Source organism: Burkholderia mayonis, assembly GCF_001523745.2.
In the GTDB taxonomy this organism is placed as follows: domain Bacteria; phylum Pseudomonadota; class Gammaproteobacteria; order Burkholderiales; family Burkholderiaceae; genus Burkholderia; species Burkholderia mayonis.
In genome coordinates this window covers 892,641-911,542 of record NZ_CP013386.1, presented here as the reverse complement: position 1 = coordinate 911,542, position 18,902 = coordinate 892,641, and the positions used below count along the sequence as shown (strand labels likewise).

At 67.0% G+C, this 18,902-nt stretch carries 14 protein-coding genes and 1 pseudogene; 5 read left to right on the top strand and 10 right to left on the bottom strand.

Features of this window, described 5'->3' with window-relative positions; all coding sequences use genetic code 11:
- Positions 1-15: 15 nt before the first annotated feature.
- Positions 16-894: an ABC transporter ATP-binding protein gene (locus tag WS70_RS04550; protein WP_059473677.1), complete on the top strand. Its 879-nt coding sequence runs from the start codon at positions 16-18 to the stop codon at positions 892-894.
- Positions 887-1,678, top strand: a complete 792-nt coding sequence (locus WS70_RS04545) for a metal ABC transporter permease (protein WP_059473678.1) — start codon at positions 887-889, stop codon at positions 1,676-1,678. The genes WS70_RS04550 and WS70_RS04545 overlap by 8 nt, the downstream gene beginning before the upstream one ends.
- Before the next feature lie 116 nt (positions 1,679-1,794).
- On the opposite strand, the gene fghA is transcribed toward WS70_RS04545, so the two are convergent.
- Both fghA and WS70_RS04535 read right to left on the bottom strand, forming a co-directional pair.
- Positions 1,795-2,643: an S-formylglutathione hydrolase gene (gene fghA / locus WS70_RS04540; protein WP_059596721.1), complete on the bottom strand. Its 849-nt coding sequence runs from the start codon at positions 2,641-2,643 to the stop codon at positions 1,795-1,797.
- 116 nt (positions 2,644-2,759) lie between these two features.
- Positions 2,760-3,866 (bottom strand): S-(hydroxymethyl)glutathione dehydrogenase/class III alcohol dehydrogenase, encoded by a 1,107-nt coding sequence (locus WS70_RS04535; protein ID WP_059596722.1) that lies wholly within the window; start codon positions 3,864-3,866, stop codon positions 2,760-2,762.
- Positions 3,867-4,431: 565 nt separating this feature from the next.
- Between WS70_RS04535 and WS70_RS04530 the strand changes: the two genes are divergently transcribed.
- On the top strand, positions 4,432-5,466 hold the full coding sequence (locus tag WS70_RS04530; RefSeq protein ID WP_059596723.1) for a GlxA family transcriptional regulator: 1,035 nt from the start codon (positions 4,432-4,434) through the stop codon (positions 5,464-5,466).
- A gap of 183 nt (positions 5,467-5,649) precedes the next feature.
- Here WS70_RS04530 and WS70_RS04525 read toward each other — a convergent pair whose 3' ends face one another.
- Complete coding sequence (locus tag WS70_RS04525; RefSeq protein WP_059473682.1) at positions 5,650-7,074, bottom strand: xylulokinase; 1,425 nt, start codon at positions 7,072-7,074, stop codon at positions 5,650-5,652.
- Positions 7,075-7,471: 397 nt separating this feature from the next.
- Between WS70_RS04525 and WS70_RS04520 the strand changes: the two genes are divergently transcribed.
- The gene (locus WS70_RS04520) at positions 7,472-8,845 is read left to right on the top strand and encodes a nucleobase:cation symporter-2 family protein (RefSeq protein ID WP_059596724.1); all 1,374 of its coding nucleotides are present in this window, start codon (positions 7,472-7,474) and stop codon (positions 8,843-8,845) included.
- A gap of 423 nt (positions 8,846-9,268) precedes the next feature.
- Here WS70_RS04520 and WS70_RS04515 read toward each other — a convergent pair whose 3' ends face one another.
- From WS70_RS04515 to WS70_RS32700, 5 genes and pseudogenes are all read right to left on the bottom strand, one after another.
- Positions 9,269-10,294 (bottom strand): IS110 family RNA-guided transposase, encoded by a 1,026-nt coding sequence (locus tag WS70_RS04515; RefSeq protein WP_059597921.1) that lies wholly within the window; start codon positions 10,292-10,294, stop codon positions 9,269-9,271.
- 203 nt (positions 10,295-10,497) lie between these two features.
- On the bottom strand, positions 10,498-12,051 hold the full coding sequence (locus tag WS70_RS04510) for an efflux transporter outer membrane subunit (protein ID WP_108033897.1): 1,554 nt from the start codon (positions 12,049-12,051) through the stop codon (positions 10,498-10,500).
- Between the two features lie 3 nt (positions 12,052-12,054).
- Positions 12,055-15,255: an efflux RND transporter permease BpeB gene (bpeB, locus tag WS70_RS04505; RefSeq protein WP_059473627.1), complete on the bottom strand. Its 3,201-nt coding sequence runs from the start codon at positions 15,253-15,255 to the stop codon at positions 12,055-12,057.
- Between the two features lie 15 nt (positions 15,256-15,270).
- On the bottom strand, positions 15,271-16,545 hold the full coding sequence (locus WS70_RS04500) for an efflux RND transporter periplasmic adaptor subunit (protein WP_059596397.1): 1,275 nt from the start codon (positions 16,543-16,545) through the stop codon (positions 15,271-15,273).
- Positions 16,546-16,564: 19 nt separating this feature from the next.
- A pseudogene (locus WS70_RS32700) lies at positions 16,565-16,703 on the bottom strand (chemotaxis protein); the annotation flags it as partial.
- Between the two features lie 248 nt (positions 16,704-16,951).
- Here WS70_RS32700 and bpeR point away from each other — a divergent pair.
- Complete coding sequence (gene bpeR, locus WS70_RS04490) at positions 16,952-17,587, top strand: TetR family transcriptional regulator BpeR (protein WP_059473625.1); 636 nt, start codon at positions 16,952-16,954, stop codon at positions 17,585-17,587.
- A gap of 148 nt (positions 17,588-17,735) precedes the next feature.
- On the opposite strand, the gene WS70_RS04485 is transcribed toward bpeR, so the two are convergent.
- Together WS70_RS04485 and WS70_RS04480 are read right to left on the bottom strand one after the other, a co-directional pair.
- The gene (locus WS70_RS04485; protein WP_059596396.1) at positions 17,736-18,464 is read right to left on the bottom strand and encodes a CoxG family protein; all 729 of its coding nucleotides are present in this window, start codon (positions 18,462-18,464) and stop codon (positions 17,736-17,738) included.
- Positions 18,465-18,491: 27 nt separating this feature from the next.
- Positions 18,492-18,851, bottom strand: coding sequence for a DUF427 domain-containing protein (locus WS70_RS04480; protein WP_059596395.1), 360 nt, complete (start codon positions 18,849-18,851; stop codon positions 18,492-18,494).
- Positions 18,852-18,902 lie beyond the last annotated feature (51 nt).

Genomic DNA, 18,902 nt, shown 5'->3' with positions numbered 1-18,902 from the left:
GACATGACCCAATCCATGCATGCGCTCGAACTCGAACACGTGACGCTCGCGCTCGGCGGCCGCACGATCCTGCGCGACGTGAGCTTCGCCGTCGAGGCGGGCGAATTCGTCGGCGTGCTCGGGCCGAACGGCGCCGGCAAGACGACGCTGATGCGCGCGGTGCTCGGCCTCGTGCCGGCCGAATCCGGCGCGATCCGCGTCGCGGGCGAGCCCGTCGCGCGCGGCAATCCGGCGATCGGCTACATGCCGCAGATCCGCAGCGCGCTCGCCGGTCGCCGCGTGCGCGGCCACGACTTCGTCGCGATGGCGGCGGACGGCCATCGCTGGGGGCTGCCGCACGCGAGCGCTTCGGTCGCGGCCGACGTCGACCGCGTACTCGAGCTCGTCGGCGCGACGGCCCTCGCGAAGCGGCCGCTTTCCGAGCTGTCGGGCGGCGAGCGCCAGCGCCTGCTGCTCGCGCAATGCCTGCTCGGCGCGCCGAAGCTCCTGTTGCTCGACGAGCCGCTCATCAGCCTCGATCCGAATCATCAGCGCGGCGTCGTCGAGCTCGTGCGGCGCGTGCAGCGCGAGCTCGGCATCACCGTGCTGTTCTCCGCGCACGAGCTCAACCCGCTGTTGAACGCGCTCGATCGCGTGCTGTATCTCGGCAACGGCGTCGCGGCGCTCGGCACCGTCGACGAAGTAATCACGAAGCCCGTGCTGTCGCGGCTGTACGGCTCGCCGATCGACGTGATGCGCGTGAACGGCCGCATCTTCGTGATGTCGGGCGACGTCGAGGTCGAGAAGCACGATCACGGGCACGAAGACGAGCACGACCACGAGCATGCTCGCGGACATGGGCACGGCCATGGCCACGCCCACTCACACGGCGCCGGACACTCACACGATGTTTGAATACGAATTCATGGTCAACGCGTTCGCGGCGGCGGGGATCGTCGCCGTGCTCGCGGGCATCGTCGGCTACTTCCTCGTGCTGCGCGGGCAGACGTTCGCGGGCCATGCGCTGTCGCACGTCGGCTTCACCGGCGCGACGGGCGCGGCGCTCCTCGGCCTGTCGCCGATCTGGGGGATGATCGGCTTCACGCTCGCCGCCGGCATCGGCATGGGCGCGCTCGGCGAGCGGCTCGCGGGCCGCGACGTCGCGATCGGCGTGATCCTGTCGGTCGCGCTCGGCTGCGGGCTGCTGTTCCTGCATTTCTACACGAGCTACGCGACGCAGGTCACGGCGCTCCTGTTCGGCAACGTGCTCGGCGTGAGCCACGCGACGCTCGTCGTGCTCGCCGCGATCGGCGCGGTGAGTCTCGTCGCGCTCGCGGCGATCGCGCGGCCGCTCCTCTTCGCGTCGCTGCAGCCGGAGCTCGCGGAGGCGAAGGGCGTGTCGCTGCGGCTCGTGTCGATCCTGTTCCTGTCGATCTGCGCGCTCGCCGTCGCCGCGTGCACGCAGATCGTCGGCGTGCTGCTCGTGTTCACGCTGCTCGTCGGGCCCGCGGCCGCCGCACAGAATCTCGCGACGCGCCTCACGACGGGCGTCTGGCTCGCGGCCGCGTTCGCGCTCGGCGAAGCGTGGCTCGGCATCACGCTCGCGTATTACACCGACTGGCCGACGAGCTTCTGGATCACCGCGCTGTCGGCAGTCGTCTATGGCGCGAGTCTCGCCGGGCGGCGGCACAACGCATGACGTTCGGCGGCGCGCGAAGCACGCCGATCGGCCGATAGAAAAGCCCACGCCGCTCGCCTGAGCCGTGTGGGCTTTTTTCGTTGCCGGGTCGCTCTCGCGAGCGATCTATCGTATGCTCATCGGCACAGCACGCGCGCGTGATGCTCGATGTGATCGGCGATGAACGTCGAGATGAAGTAATAGCCGTGATCGTAGCCTTCGTGACGGCGCAGCGTGAGCGGCTGCCCCGCCGCGCGGCATGCGGCCTCGAACACGTCCGGGTTCAGCTGCGTCGCGAGGAACGGGTCGGCGAGCCCCTGATCGATCAGAATGCCTTCGCCGAAGTGCGGCGCGTCCGCGCGCGCGACCCGTTCGCTTGCGTCGTACTGCTTCCACGCGTCGCGATCGGCGCCCAGATAACCGGAAAACGCCTTCTCGCCCCACGGGCAACGCGTCGGCGCCGCGATCGGCGCGAATGCCGACACCGACCGATACACGCCCGGATTGCGCAGCGCGAGCACGAGCGCGCCGTGCCCACCCATCGAATGGCCGAAGACGCCGAGCCGCGCGCCGTCGATCGGCAACCCGGCCGTCACGATCTCGCGCAGTTCGTCGACGACGTACGAATCCATCCGCCAGTGCGTCGACCACGGCGCTTCGGTCGCATTCACGTAGAAGCCCGCGCCGACGCCGAAGTCCCACGCATCCGCCTCGCCCGGCACGCCCGCGCCGCGCGGGCTCGTATCGGGCGCGACGAGCGCGATCCCATGCCGCGCGGCGAAGCGCTGCGCGCCCGCCTTGATCGCGAACGTCTCCTCGGTGCACGTGAGCCCCGCCAGATAGAACAGCGCCGGCACGCGGCCGTGCGCCGCCTGCGGCGGCACGTACACCGAGAACTGCATCGGCAGTCCGATCGCCTTCGACTCATGGCGATAGAAGCGCTGTTCGCCGCCGTGACACGCGTGCGACGAAACGAGTTCGAGCATTGTCCGTCTCCTGTCGATCAGATGTCGACCGAACCAGGCGCCTTGGCGCTTGGTTCGGTCCGATGCGAAGCCGTTAGCGCATCGGCGCTGACTCCGCTCGCAAGCAAGGTTCGCGATCAGTACAGCACGACCGAGCGGATCGACTCGCCCTTCTTCATCAGATCGAAGCCGTCGTTGATCCGTTCGAGGGGCAGTGTGTGCGTGATCAGGTCGTCGATGTTGAGCTTGCCTTCCATGTACCAGTCGACGATCTTCGGCACGTCGGTGCGCCCGCGCGCGCCGCCGAACGCCGAGCCTTTCCACTCGCGGCCCGTCACCAGCTGGAACGGCCGCGTGCTGATCTCCTCGCCCGCCGCCGCGACGCCGATGATGAACGACTGGCCCCAGCCCTTGTGCGTGCACTCGAGCGCCTGGCGCATCACCTTCACGTTGCCGATGCATTCGAACGAATAGTCCGCGCCGCCGTCCGTCAGTTGCACGATGTGATCGACGACGTTCTCGACCTCGCTCGGGTTGACGAAGTGCGTCATGCCGAATTTCCTCGCCAGCTCGACGCGCTTCGGGTTCAGGTCGACGCCGATGATCTTGTCCGCGCCGACCATCTTCGCGCCCTGGATCACGTTCAGGCCGATCCCGCCGAGACCGAACACCACCACGTTCGCGCCCGCCTCGACCTTCGCCGAGTAGACGACCGCGCCGACGCCCGTCGTCACGCCGCAGCCGACGTAGCAGATCTTGTCGAACGGCGCGTCCTCGCGCACCTTCGCCACCGCGATCTCCGGCACCACGATGTAGTTCGAGAACGTCGACGTGCCCATGTAGTGGAAGATCGGCTTGCCGCCGATCGAGAAACGCGACGTCGCGTCGGGCATCAGGCCCTTGCCCTGCGTCGCGCGGATCTTCTGGCACAGGTTCGTCTTGCGCGACAGGCAGAACTTGCACTCGCGGCATTCGGGCGTGTAGAGCGGAATCACGTGGTCGCCCTTCCTCACGGTGCCGACGCCCGGACCGACGTCGACGACGACGCCCGCGCCTTCGTGGCCGAGGATCGCCGGGAAGATGCCTTCGGGGTCCGCACCAGAGAGCGTGTAGTAGTCCGTGTGGCAGATGCCCGTCGCCTTCACCTCGATCAGCACCTCGCCCGCGCGCGGACCTTCGAGATCGACCTCTTCGATCGTCAGCGGTTCGCCCGCCTTCCAGGCGATCGCGGCTTTCGTTTTCATGCGTGTTCTCCAGAGAAGTAGCTGGGTTGAGTGCCCAAAGTGTATCCGCATGCACGGCCGGCCCGGCGGCAGCGGCAAGGAAATTGGCAGGAATCGGCGGAAAGTTGTCAGGACCCGGCGGCCATCGCCATGCCCGTTCCTGCGGCGCCGCCCGCTCCGCTCCTCCCGCCCGGCCGCGCAGAGGCCCGGGAGCCGAACGCCCGCGACGGGCGACGGGCGACGGACTACGGGCGTCGCCCGCGCATCCGGAGCACGCGCGCCCCCGCCCGACGGGCGGACATGCCGCCCGTGATTGTGCCCCAACTCGCCGCACGCCACCGTTCGTCGACGGGGCGCGATCGGTCGCGACGCGCGAGCGACCGGATAAACGAACCGGCAATACCGGTGCAGGCGCGCCGCCGGACGCAGCGCGCTCCATGCCCCAGGGCAGCCGCGCCCGCCGGCAGCGCGCGCGAACAACGGCGACCGTGCGCGCCGGGACGCGCTCCCGCAGCGCGAGCGATCGTCCGGATCGATGAAGTGGGTTAAGATCGGCGCCGTCTCGGCAAGTCGATGGTGAAACGGCATGGCAGCGGAAATTTCCCCCCGACATCGAACGACGACCGTCGATGTCGTGATCTATCCGGGATTCAAGGCAATCGAGGCCGTCGGCGTCATCAACGTGTTCGATTATGCGAACGCGCGGCTCGCCGCCGCCGGACACGCGCCCGTCTACGATCTTCAGATCGCCGCGCCCGCGAAGGGCGCAGTCAAGTCCGACACCCTCATCGTGCTCGAAGCGACCAAGGCGATCGACACCGTCGCCGTGCCGGACACGGCGATCGTCGTCGGCGCGCGCGACATCGAACGCGCGCTGCGCGACACGTCGATGCTCGTCGGCTGGTGCCGCGACGTGTCCGGCCGGATCGGCCGGATGGTGGGACTGTGCTCCGGCTGCTTCTTTCTTGCCGAATCCGGGATGCTGGACGGCCGCCGCGCGACGACGCACTGGAGCGTCGCGACCATGTTGCAGGTTCGCTATCCGGCGGTAAAGGTGGAACCCGACGCCATTTTCGTGCGGGAAGGCAACGTGTGGACTTCGGCGGGCGTCACGGCCGGCCTCGATCTCGCGCTCGCGATGGTCGAAGAGGATCTCGGCCGAGAGATCGCGCTCGCCGTCGCGCGCGATCTCGTGATCTACCTGAAACGGCCCGGCGGACAATCGCAGTTCAGCGTCTATCTGGCCAGTCAGATGACCGCCCACTCGTCCATCCGCGACGTTCAGGACTGGATTCTGAATTCGCTGGACGAGCGTTTGACCGTTGCGCAACTCGCGAAGCGCGCCACGATGAGCGAGCGCAACTTCATCCGCGTCTTCGTGCGGGAAACCGGCTATCGACCGGCCGAATTCATCGAAATCGCACGACTGGAAAAAGCGCGTCGAATGCTCGAGCAAGAAGGGCTGCCGCTCAAGACCGTCGCCGTTCGCAGCGGATTTCATTCCGACGATCAACTACGGCGCGTGTTCGTGCGCCGCCTGGGCGTGACGCCCGGCGCCTACCGCGAACGGTTCTCCGGCACCGGCGTGCGCGAGCTGCCCGCGAGCGGCGACGCGCACTGAAGCGTCGGCCGCGCCGGCGCTCTCCTGCCGGGCGCCCGGCGAAACGCCGTGCGTCGCCGTGTCCGACCGCCGTTTTCGGCGGCGCGGCGATGCGATTCGCGTGGCGAACGCTTCGCTTTCACGACGACGTTCGCGCCGCGCCGGTCGAAGCGGCATCGACGCCGGCCGGCGCGACGGAAACACTCACACGCCCGCCGCGAACCATGCTTCGGTGCGTCGATAGAGTTCGACGAAGCGCGCGTGGCGCGCGGCAAGCGAGGCATCGTGCGCCGGCGCGGCGACGCGGGTCGCGCCCGGCGCGAGCGCGGCGAACTCCGCCGCCCGCCAATGGCCCGCCGCGACGCCGCCGAGCAGCGCCGCGCCGCGCGCGGCGGCGTCCGCGCCGTCGACCGCGAAGAGCTCGACGTCGAGCACGTCGGCGAGCAGTTGCCGCCAGCGCGGCTCGACCGAGCCGCCGCCCGCGAGCCGCAGCGCACGCACGGGCGAGCCGTCGGCGCGGATCGCGTCGAGCCCCGCGCGCAACGCGAACGCGACGCCTTCGAACGCCGCGCGCATCAGCGCGCCGCGCGAGTCGCCAAGCGACAAGCCGAGCCAGCCGCCTCTCGCGGCGGGATTCATCCACGGCGAGCGCTCGCCCGTCAGATACGGCAGAAAGCTGATCCGCGGCGATGCGTTCGCGCCGAACGCATCGTCGTAGGCGGCGCGCCAATCCGGATAGACGAGCCAGCCGCGCGCCGATTCGAGCGCGATCCCGACGTTCTGCATCGCGGCCATCGTGTAATAACGCGCGCCGCCCGCCGCACGATAACGGTGCAGGCCCGCGCGCGGCACAGCGCCCTGCGCGGTCAGCACGACGATCTGGCCGCCCGTGCCGGTCGTCAACAGCGCGTCGCCGTCGTGCGCGAGGCCGCTGCCGAGCGCCGCGCACGGCGTGTCGCCCGCGCCCGTCGCGAGCGCGATGCCCGCGGGCAGGCCGAGCGCGCGCGCCGCATCGGCCGACAGCGTGCCGCACCGCGCGTCCGATGCGCTCGGCGGCGCGAACAACGCGCGTGGCAAGCCGAGCGATTCGATCAGCGCATCGTCCCAGTCTCCGTCCGGGCCCGCGAGCGCGGTCGCGCACGCGTCGGACGGATCGCTCGCGACATCGCCGCCCAGCGCGACGCGCAGCCAGTCTTTCGGCTGCAGCGCCCAGCGCGCGGCGCGCAGCGTGTCGGGCTCATGCGCGGCGAGCCACGCGAGCAGCGGCCCCGCCATGCCGGGCGACACGGGATTGGACGCCGCGGGCCAGCTCGCGACGAGCGCGGTCGCCCGCGCATCGGGCCAGAGCATCGCGGGCCGCAGCGCGCGCCCGGACGCGCCGGTCAGCACGACGCCGTGCATCTGCCCGGAAAAGCCGATCGCCCGCACCTGCTCGCGCTCGCGTCCGGGCAAGCGCTGCGCGGCGTCGGCGAGCGCGCGCCACCACGCGGCGACGTCGATCTCCGCCCAGCCTGGCTGCGGCGTCGCGACCGCGTACGCGGCGCCCGCCGACGCACATACGCGCCCGTCGCCGTCGACGATCGCGAGCTTGAGGGAACCGGTCCCCAGATCGATGCCGAGAAATCGCATAACGAAACATGGATTCGAATGAGCCGACGCCGATGATAACCGTCCGCTCGTCCGCGCTCACGCAGTCCGCGTGTACCGCCCAAATTCCCGCACGAAACGGCTGCGCGCGGGTTAACCCGGTGCGAATTTCGCGCGTCGCGCGCGGCCACTATGCCGCTCCGTCGATACAGACCATAAACCAGACGATATTTGGCGACGTCGACCGATCAATTTTGGCCGGCGATAAAACCGCGACACCCACTTGCCCGCAGGTCCCCGAGATGAACGCATCGCTCCCCGACGCCCCGCGCGCATATCGACGCAGCAAAGCACGGAATAGAACCCAGTGCTCTTGTTGCGGTTCGTCGATGCGCATAACGTCGAATCATCTTCAAAACAAGATCATGGAGTGAGACAGATGCAATCGAACACGGTCCATCCGTGCGATGACGTGCTGCCGTCCGGCAAGCTGCTGACGCTCGGGCTGCAACACGTTCTCGTCATGTATGCAGGCGCCGTCGCGGTGCCGCTCATCGTCGGCGGCGCACTCAAGCTGCCGAAAGACCAGATCGCCTTCCTGATCAGCGCGGACCTGTTCGCGTGCGGAATCGCGACGCTGATCCAGACGCTCGGCCTGTGGATCTTCGGGATCCGCCTGCCCGTCATCATGGGCTGCACGTTCGCGGCCGTGGGTCCGATGATCGCGATCGGCACGAACCCCGGCCTCGGCATCCTCGACATCTTCGGCTCGACGATCGCGGCGGGCGCGATCGGCATCGTGCTCGCGCCGATGATCGGCAAGCTGCTGCGGTTCTTTCCGCCCGTCGTCGTCGGCACCGTGATCTCCGTGATCGGTCTGTCGCTGATGGAAGTCGGAATCAACTGGGCGGCGGGCGGCGTCGGCAATCCGAATTACGGCGATCCGGTCTATCTCGGCCTGTCGCTCCTCGTGCTGATGCTGATCCTCCTCATCAACAAGTTCGGCCGCGGCTTCGTCGCGAACATCTCCGTGCTGCTCGGCATGGTCGCGGGCTTCGCGATCGCGTTCGCCGCGGGCCGCGTGAACACCGACGGTGTCGCGGCCGCGCCTTGGGTCGGCCTCGTGACGCCGTTCCATTTCGGACTCCCGCACTTCGATCCGCTGTCGATCGCGACGATGGTGATCGTGATGTTCGTCACGTTCATCGAGTCGACCGGGATGTTCCTCGCGGTCGGCGACATGGTCGAGCGGCCCGTCGATCAGAACGCGCTCGTGCGCGGGCTGCGCGTCGACGGGCTCGGCACGCTGATCGGCGGCATCTTCAACTCGTTCCCCCACACGTCGTTCTCGCAGAACGTCGGGCTCATCGGCGTGACGGGCGTGAAGAGCCGCTTCGTCTGCGCGACGGGCGGCGCGATCCTCGTGCTGCTCGGGCTCTTTCCGAAGATGGCGCAGCTCGTCGCATCAGTGCCGCCGTTCGTGCTCGGCGGCGCGGGCATCGTGATGTTCGGGATGGTTGCGGCGAACGGCGTGAAGGTGCTGTCGAAGGTCGACTTCGTGCGCAATCATCACAACCTGTTCGTGGTTGCGGTAAGCATCGGCCTCGGGCTCGTGCCCGTCGTGTCGCCGAACTTCTTCTCGAAGCTGCCCGCCGCGCTCGCGCCGATCCTCCACAGCGGGATCCTGCTCGCATCGGTGTCGGCCGTCGTGCTCAATCTCGTGTTCAACGGCGTGAAGGGCGAGAAGGACGCGCGCAGCGACATCCGCCGCGCGGGCCGCGATTTCGACGGACAACCCGCCGACCTGCATTGAGCCACGACCGCGCGGCGCGCGCCGCCGCGCGGTCGCTCGAACGAAAACACCGCTTTTCGAATGGCGTCCCAAAAACCGGACACCGATCCGATCTCCGGCGTGCGCTTCATTTCGCGACACATTCCGTTTCTCGACGCGTCCGCTGCGCTGAAGACAATCTATGGTCAGCCTGACTTTTGCAAGCGAGGCGGTGTTGACGTAAATTGGGCATGCGCAAATCTATCCGGGGTCGTTGTGGGAACAGGTTCCCGCCCCATGATGAGAGCCGCGCCGGGCAAACCTCAAAAAACCCGCAGCATCAGAGCGCTGTTTGTTTTACCAGGTTGCTTGCCCGGCCGTTGAGCCGTTTATGTCTTCACGTATCTCGCGTCGCAAAACCAGGAAATGACTGGGTAAAAAGGGTAACGGAGGCGGCGCACCGTGTCAGGCTGCTGCCACAACCTGACCACCTTGGTAGTGTGTTCCGCTGGCGAGGATGGCCCAGGCGATCCTCGCCAATTTGTTGGCCAACGCACAAGCCACCACGTTGGAATGCCGTCGGGCCAGCAGGTCGCGGACCCAGGCGCCCAGGCGATCAGTGCGCCGCTCGATGTGCAGCATGAGAACTCGCGCGCACTGCACCAGGAGTCGCCTTAAATGCTTATCGCCGCGCTTGCTGATTCCCAGCAGCGTTGCCTTGCCGCCGGTACTGTATTGGCGTGGAACCAGCCCGATGGATGCCGCAAACTGGCGAGCGCAAGCGAACTGATGGGCGTCGCCCAATTCAGTTGCCAACACGCTGGCCGTGATTGGACCGATGCCGGGAATCTCCAACAGGCGTTGGCTGCGTTCGTCCTCCCGCAGCTGCCGTATCAGCTCGCTTTCGATCTGCGTGATCTGTTCATCGAGGTACTTGAAATGCGCTTGCAGACGCTCGAGCAATTCAACTAGCCGCGGCGGCAGAGCGTGTGTGGCCAGCACGGCTGGAAGCCGACGAATGACGGCCATCCCCTTGGGCAGGCTGACCCCAAATTCCAGCAGAAAGGCATGAATCTGGTTGACAGTGCCAGTACGGTCGCGCACCAGCGCTTCACGTACGCGATGCAGCGCCGAGATCGTCTGTTGCACCTCGTTGCGCGGACTGACGAACCGCATGCTCGGGCGCGATGCCGCTTCGCAGATCGCCTGTGCATCGGCGAAGTCGTTCTTGTTGCCTTGCACGAAAGGTTTGACGAACTGCGGGGAGATCAACTTCGCGTGGTGCCCGAGTTCTTGGATGCGCCGGGCGACCCAGTGAGCCCCAGCACACGCTTCCATGACCACGGTACAACTCGGCACATTGGCAAGCAGCGTGAACATTTGGCTGCGCGTCAGCTTCTTGCGGAACACCATGCGGCCCGATGCGGACTGTGCGTGCAGGTGAAAGCAATGCTTGCCAAGATCGATTCCGATCAACGAGATGGTGTCCATGACGATCTCCCATAAGGAAACAGCCCGATCAGCGTAAGCCGATCGGGCTGTTTCGGTCAGGCTGACCATCTCATTAAACCCCGCGTTCCGAAGAACGCGGGGTTTTTGTTCGTGCATCGCGATGCGACGCGACCGCTTCCGATCGCACGGCGCGAGACGAACGAATCGACCGCCTTCGTCCGCCGTGCGGTGCGTGCGAACGCTCAGCCGGCCGTCGCCGCGCTGACCGCGGCGGCGGGCGCGGCCGACGCCGACGCCGGCGCAGGCGCCGCCGCCTTGCCGTAGTCGGCCGGCGCGTCGGCCGGACGCGGCGTCTCGCCCGCGCGCTCGATCCAGCCGCCGCCGAGCGAACGATACAGGTCGACGAGATTCGACCAGCGCGCGAGCCGCGCGCTGATCAGCTGCTGCTGCGCCGAGTACAGATCGGTCTGCGCGGTCAGCACCGACAGGTAGCTGTCGACGCCGTTCTTGTAGCGCAGATCCGACAGATCGTAGCGGCGCTGCTGCGCGTGCTCGTTGCGCTCGAGCGCCGCGATCTGCTGATCGTACGTGCCGCGCGCGGCGAGCCCGTCCGACACTTCGCGGAACGCGCTCTGGATCGCCTTCTCGTAGTTCGCGATCTCGATGCGCTTCTGCACGTGCGCGAGATCGAGATTCGCGATGTTCTGCCCGCCCTCGAAGATCGGCAGCGCGATGCTCGGCGCGAACGACCACGCCGCCGTGCCGGCCTTGAAGAGACCGCCCAACGTCGGGCTCGCGGTGCCGAACGCGCCCGTCAGCGAGATCTTCGGGAAGAACGCCGCGCGCGCCGCGCCAATGTTCGCGTTCGCCGCGCGCAGCGTCTCTTCCGCCTGCATGATGTCCGGCCGGCGCGTCAGCAGATCGGACGGCAGCCCGGCCGGAATGTCGGTCAGCAGGTTCTGCGCGTTGAGCGGCAAGCCGGCCGGCAGATCGTCGGGCAACGGCTCGCCAACCAGCAGCACGAGTGCGTTGACCGCCTGCGCGCGCGCCCGCGCCTGCGCCTGCTGGTTCGCGAGCGCCGTCTCGACGACCGTCTGCGCCTGCCGCAGATCGAGCTCCGAGCCGGTGCCGTTGTCGAACTGCAGCTTCGTCAGGTCGTACGACGCGCGCGCCGACTTCAGCGTGTTCTCCGTGACCTGCAGCAGGTCGTCGGTCGACAGCAGCGTCAGGTACTGGTCGGCGACGCTCGCGACGAGCGCGATCTCCGCCGCCTTGCGGGCCTGCGCGGTCGCGAAGTACTGCGCGAGCGCCTGGTCCTTCAGGCTCTGCACGCGGCCGAACAGGTCGAGCTCCCATGACGCGGACACGCCGACGTTGTACGCCCGCGTGATGAGCGGCGCGCCGGTGGTGGACACGCCGGCCGGATAGCGCTGGATCGCACCCGTGCCCGTGCCGTCGAGCGTCGGGAAGAGGCCCGCGCGCGTGATCTGATACTGCGCGCGCGAAGCCTCGACGTTCAGCACCGACACGCGCAGGTCGCGGTTGTTCTTCAGCGCGATCTCGATCAAGCGCTGCAGGCGCGGATCGACGAAGAACTCGCGCCAGCCGATGTCGACGGCCGCCTGGCCGTTCGCGCTGCGCGCGCCGGACGCGGCGCCCGGCTGCGTGGCGTAGACGCCGTCGGTCGGGAACGCGCCCGACACGGGCGCGGCCGGACGCTCGTAGCGCGGCGCGAGCGTGCAGCCCGTCGCGAGCAGTGCGACTGCGAGTGCAGTCAAAGCATGTTTTCGCTTCATCACTTATTCCTTCTTGCCAGCGTCGTCGCCGTGCTCCGGCTTTTCGTCACGATGCATGTGCTCATGCGCGAGGCGCAGTGCTTCGTCGGCATCTTCCTTCTCGCCGCTGAACACCGCCCGCACCTTCACGAAGAACATCGGGATCATGAAGATCGCAAGGAACGTCGCGGTGATCATCCCGCCGATCACGCCGGTGCCGATCGCGTGCTGGCTCGCCGAGCCGGCGCCGTTGCTGATCGCGAGCGGCAGCACGCCGAGAATGAACGCGAGCGACGTCATCAGAATCGGACGCAACCGCAGCCGCGCCGCTTCGAGCGCCGCCTCGATCGGCCCCATCTTCTCCGACTGCTGCAGCTCGCGCGCGAATTCGACGATCAGAATCGCGTTCTTCGCGGACAGACCGACGGTCGTCAACAGACCGACCTGGAAGAACACGTCGTTCTCGAGCCCGCGCAGCGTCGCGGCGAGCAGCGCGCCGATCACGCCGAGCGGCACGACCATGATCACCGAGAACGGAATCGACCAGCTCTCGTACAGCGCCGCGAGACACAGGAACACGACGAGGATCGAGATCGCATACAGGATCGGCGCCTGCGAACCCGACTGGATTTCCTGGAACGACAGCCCCGTCCACGAATAGCCGATGCCGTTCGGCAGCTTTTTCGCGAGCGATTCCATCGCCGTCATCGCCTGGCCGGTACTCTTGCCCGGCGCGGCCTGGCCCTGGATTTCCATCGCCGAAATGCCGTTGTAGCGCTCGAGCTTCGGCGAACCGTAGGTCCAGTGGCCGGTCGAGAACGCCGAGAACGGCACCATCCCGCCCGAACCGTTGCGCACGTACCAGATGTTCATGTCGTCCGGCGTCATGCGGAACGGCGCATCCGCCTGCACGTACACCTTCTTGATCCGGCCGTCGGTGTCGAGGAAGTTGTTCACGTAGCTCGACGCCCAGGCGATCGAGAACGTCTGGTCGATGGCCGACGGCGTCACGCCAAGCGCGTTCGCCTTCTCGCGATCGATGTCGACCTTGTACTGCGGCGTATCGTTCAGGCCGTTCGGACGCACGCCTCGCAGCGTCGCATCCTTCGCCGCCATTCCGAGCAACTGGTTGCGCGCCGCCATCAGCGCATCGTGGCCGAGACCCGCGTTGTCGGTCAGCTCGAAGTCGAAGCCGGCTGCCGTGCCGAGCTCAGGAATCGACGGCGGGTTGAACGGAATCACGAGCGCGTCCTTGTAGCCCGCGTAGCGCCCGAACATCCGGCCGATCAGCGCCTGCACCTTCTGGTCCGAGCTCTGCCGCTGCGAATAGTCCTTCAGCTTGACGAACACGAGACCCGAGTTCTGGCCGCGGCCCGCGAAGCTGAAGCCGTTCACCGTGAACGCGGATTCGACGATGTCCTTTTCCTTCGTCAGCAGGTAGTCGGAGATGTTGGCGAGCGTGCGCTCGGTCGTCTCCTGCGTCGAGCCCGACGGCGTCTGGACGATCACGAACATGAGACCCTGGTCTTCGTCGGGCAGGAACGACTTCGGCAGACGCACGAACAGCAGGCCGACCGCGACGATCACCGCGAGATAGATGATGAGCCAACGGCCCGAGCGCTTGATCACATGGTGAACGCCCACGTGATACTTGTCGCGGCTCGCATTGAAGTTCCGGTTGAACCAGCCGAAGAAGCCCGTCTTCTCCTCGTGGTGCCCTTGCGGGATCGGCTTGAGGATCGTCGCGCACAACGCCGGCGTCAGAATCAACGCGACGAGCACGGACAGCACCATCGCCGACACGATCGTCAGCGAGAACTGACGATAGATCGCGCCGACCGAACCGCCGGAGAACGCGACCGGCACGAACACCGCCGACAGCACGAGCGCGACGCCGACGAGCGCACCCGTGATCTGGCCCATCGCCTTGCGCGTCGCTTCCTTCGGCGGCAAGCCCTCTTCCGCCATCACCCGCTCGACGTTCTCGACCACGACGATCGCGTCGTCCACCAGCAGACCGATCGCGAGCACCAATCCGAACATCGACAGCACGTTGATCGAGAAGCCGACCATCGACATGATCGCGAACGTGCCGAGCAGCACGACCGGCACCGCGATCGTCGGGATGATCGTCGCCCGCAGGTTCTGCAGGAACAGATACATCACGAGGAACACGAGGACGATACCCTCGAGCAGCGTCTTCACCACTTCTTCGATCGACAGGCGCACGAACGGCGTCGTGTCGTACGGATACTTGACGACGAGGCCGTGCGGGAAGTACTTCGACAGCTCGTCGATCTTCGCGCGCACCGCCTTCGCGGTCGCGAGCGCGTTCGCGTTCGTCGCGAGCTGGATGCCCAGCGCCGCGGTCGGCTGGCCGTTGTACTTCGTGTCGAAGTTATACGTTTCGCCGCCGAGGCCGATCTGCGCGACATCCTTCAGGCGCACCTGCGAGCCGTCCTGATTCACCTTCAGCAGGATGTTGCCGAACTGCTCGGGCGTCTGCAAAAGCGTCGCCTCGGTGATCGTCGCCTGCAGCACGGTGCCCGGCACGGCGGGCGTGCCGCCCAGCTGGCCGCCCGCGATCTGCACGTTCTGCGCGGTGATCGCGGTCGTCACGTCGACGGGCGTGAGCCCGTAGTTCGTCAGCTTCGTCGGATCGAGCCAGATCCGCATCGCGTACTGCGAGCCGAACAGCGTGACGGTGCCGACGCCGTTGATCCGGCTGATCGGGTCCTTCACGTGCGACGCGACGTAGTTCGCCAGGTCGTACTTGTTCATGCTGCCGTCTTCGGAGTTGAAGGCGAGCACGAGCAAGAAGCTGCTGCTCGACTTCGTCACCGACAGGCCGAGCTGCTGAACCACCTGCGGCAGGATCGGCGTTGCGAGCGACAGCTTGTTCTGCACCTGGACCTGCGCGATGTCCGGGTTCGTACCCGGCGAGAACGTGATCGTGATCGTCGCGTTGCCCGAATCGTCACTCGTCGACGACATGTACAGGAAGTTGTCGAGACCGCTCATCTGCTGCTCGATCACCTGCGTGACCGTGTCTTCCACGGTCTTCGCCGAAGCGCCCGGATAGTTCGCGGTGATCTGGATCGACGGAGGCGCGATCGTCGGATACTGGGCGATCGGCAGCGTGAAGATCGCCGCGATACCGGCCAGCATCAGGATGATGGCGATCACCCATGCGAAGATCGGGCGATCGATAAAAAACTTTGCCATGAAACAGGCCCCCTGTTATTGCGCGCTCGACGCTGCGGCGGCACTCGCGGCCGTGCTCGACGGCGCGGCGCCCGATGCGGCCGCGCTCGCTGCCGCGGCCTGAGCCGGCGCGGCGCCGGCGGGCGACGCCCCCGACCACGCGTTGGCCGCGGCCGGCAGTTGCGCAGCGGCGGTCTTCACCGTCATGCCCGGACGCACCTTGTCGATGCCCTGCACGATCACGCGGTCGCCCGCCTGCAGGCCGCCTTCGATGACCCAGTACTGGCCTTGCATGCCGCTCGTCGTGAGGACGCGCGGCTCGACCTTGCCCTTCGCGTCGACGATCATCGAGATCGCCTGGCCCTTCGGATCGTGCGTGACGCCGATTTGCGGGACGAGGAACGCGTTGTCGTTGACACCCTCTTCGATGCGCGCGCGCACGAACATGCCCGGCAGCAGCACGCGCTGCTTGTTCGGGAAAATCGCACGGATCGTGACCGAGCCCGTCGTCTGGTCGACCGTCACGTCGCTGAACTGCAGCTTGCCCGGCTCCGAATACGGCTTGCCGTCTTCGAGGATCAGCGTGACCTTCGCCGCGCCCGGACCTTCCGTCTTGATGCGCCCGCTCTGGATGTCCTGACGCAGCTTGAGGCCCTCGAGGCTCGACTGCGTGAGGTCGACGTACACCGGATCGAGCTGCTGGACGGTCGACATCAGCGTCGCCTGGCTCGCCTGCACGTAAGCGCCCGGCGTGACCTGCGAGATGCCGACGCGGCCCGAGATCGGCGACACCACGTCGGTGTAGCCGAGGTTGATCTGCGCGGTCTCGACCGCGGCCTTGCCGGACGCGACGTCGGCGGACGCCTGCCCTTGCGCGGCGACCGCGTCGTCGTATTGCTGCTTGCTGACCGCGTTCGCGGCCACGAGCACCTTGTAGCGCGCGACGAGCGCGTTCTGCGTCGCGAGGTTCGCCTGCGCCTTCGCGAGCGTCGCCTTCGCGCTGTTCAACGACGCGATGTACGGCGCGGGGTCGATCTTGTAGAGACGCTGGCCGGCCTTGACGTCGCTGCCTTCCGTGAACTCGCGCCGCAGCACGATGCCGTCGACCCGCGCCCGCACCTGCGCGACGAGGTACGCGCTCGTGCGGCCCGGCAGTTCGGAGACGACCGGCACGGATTGCGGCTGGACGGTGACGACGCCGACTTCCGGCGTTTGAGGGGGCGGAGCCGATTCTTTTTTTCCGCACGCGGCCAGGAAAACGGCAGCCGTCGCGACAGTGATTAAGCGGTATGGAACCCGTTCGACGCGCATGGAGCGACCTCGTTTGTAACTAGATGAAATAAGTGCCGGCCCTCGAGGACACAACACGAACGCGCCTTGCGGCGCGGATCGGACAACTGAATTGCTTGACTGCGGATACAACGGCGGCACGCGACTGCCGTGCCGGGATGCCGCCGCGCGCTACGCGCGGAACAACAATGAGGAGGGAAATCAGCAGAGACGGATATTAACTGATTGCCTCGAAGGCCATTCGGCCGTAAGCTGGCATTGTATATACATTCACGAATGTATGTAAAAGTCCTTCATGCACCGCACAATTTCTTACACATTACCAAGGTTTACAGCAGGTCGAACAGGGCGACCCACGTGCGGCGCTCATGATGCAACCCTTATTATTCACGCAATGGCCTCGACCTTGCATACGATGAGCTCCTGAATGGCCAGACGCACGAAGGAGGAAGCGCTCGCGACGCGCGACCGCATCCTCGACGCCGCCGAGCACGTCTTCTTCGAAAAAGGCGTGTCGCACACGTCGCTCGCCGACATTGCCCAGCACGCGGGCGTCACGCGCGGCGCGATCTATTGGCACTTCGCGAGCAAGAGCGAACTCTTCGACGCGATGTTCGACCGCGTGCTCTTGCCGATCGACGAGCTGAAAGCCAGCACGGACGCGCCGCACGCCGATCCGCTCGGCCGGATCCGCGAAATCCTGATCTGGTGCCTGCTCGGCGTCGCACGCGATCCGCAACTGCGGCGCGTGTTCAGCATCCTGTTCATGAAGTGCGAGTATGTCGCGGACATGGGACCGCTCCTGCAGCGCAACCGCGAAGGGATGCGCGACGCGCTGCGCAACATCGAAGCGGATCTCGCACAAGGCGTCGCGAACGGCCAGTTGCCGGCGGATCTCGATACGTGGCGCGCGACGCTGATGCTGCATACGCTCGTCAGCGGCTTCGTGCGCGACATGCTGATGCTGCCGGGCGAGATCGATGCGGAGCGGCACGCGGAAAAGCTCGTAGACGGCTGCTTCGACATGCTGCGCACGAGCCCCGCGATGCGCAAAGACGACTGAGGCGGCCGCGCGCCCGGATCGAGCCCGCACCACGATGAACGGCCGCTATTCAGCGGCGAATCGGAAGGGAAATCGGAAAGTCCACGATACGGCTTGCCGGGCGAGGCGCCGTGCCCGGCAAGCGGCATCGCGGCAAAAGCCGCGCGGCTCAGCCGCCGTTGAACCAGCGCGCCGCATAGAGCAGCAGCGCGACGAAGACGATCATCGCGGCCCACGCCCACAACGGCACCGGGTTCGATTCGCGATGGTGGAGCGCGCTCGCCGCGCGCCCGGTCAGCGCGCCGCCCAGGTGCTGCGCGTGGGCGCGGCGCGCGACGCCCTTGAATCCCGCGGGCCGCAGGAACACATGATGCCGCTGCGGCGCGCCATCTCGCGCGCGGTTCGGCGCAAGCCCGTGCTTCGCCTGCACGACCGCGCAGAACTCGGTGAAGAAATCGTCCGCGAGCTCGTGCAGCGCGTTCTGGATCTGGCGGCCCGGCAGTTCGGCGAGCGGGCCGGACGCCGTCGCCCATACCGCGTATTCGACGCGCGTCGCGGGGACGCCGCGGCCCGCGTCCGTTGCGTCGTCGGCCGGCGCGAGCACGACGTCGATCTGCCCGCGCAGCGCGCCGATGCCGTCTGCGCGGGCCCGGAAGTTCAGCGTGCGTCTCGTGTGCTCCGGTTCGTCGCTGCGCTCGCTGACGACGTGCGCGCGCACGTCGTAACGCGCACGCAACGGGCCGAGCGGCACCGTCAGCGCGAGCGCGTACTCGCCGCGCGCCAGCCGCGAAAACGACTCGCAATGATCGAGGCTCGCGCGCACGAGCGCGAGATCCTGCAGCGCGTCCCGGACGACGGACGGCGCGAGCGGGATGAACAACGCGTCGTTCAGTTCCATGATCGCCTCCCCCGATGAACTGCCGCGTCAGGACGTCACGTCGATGCGGTCGACGCACGCGGCATCGAACGCGACATATTGCCGGATCGCGTCCGCGACCTTCAGCGGCGCCTCGTAACTCCACGCGGCGTTCTCGATGACGCCTTCTTCGGTATGCAGATGAAAATAGGTCGCCTGCCCCTTTTGCTCGCAATACGTCACGTGGTCGGACGGCGTGAGCCGCGACATGTTGACGTCGCCGCGCGGCAGATATTGGACGTGGGGCAGGCCCAATTCCTTCAGCGTATAGGCGGCTTGCGAATCGGCATAGGTGATCCCCTGGTGGATCACGCGAACGCGATGGCGATTCTGCTCGATTTCGATGCGATGACCTGCGGCGTCGGACATCGGTTTCCCCTACGGCCGCCGCGCGCACGCGCCGGCCGGAAATAAGCATGG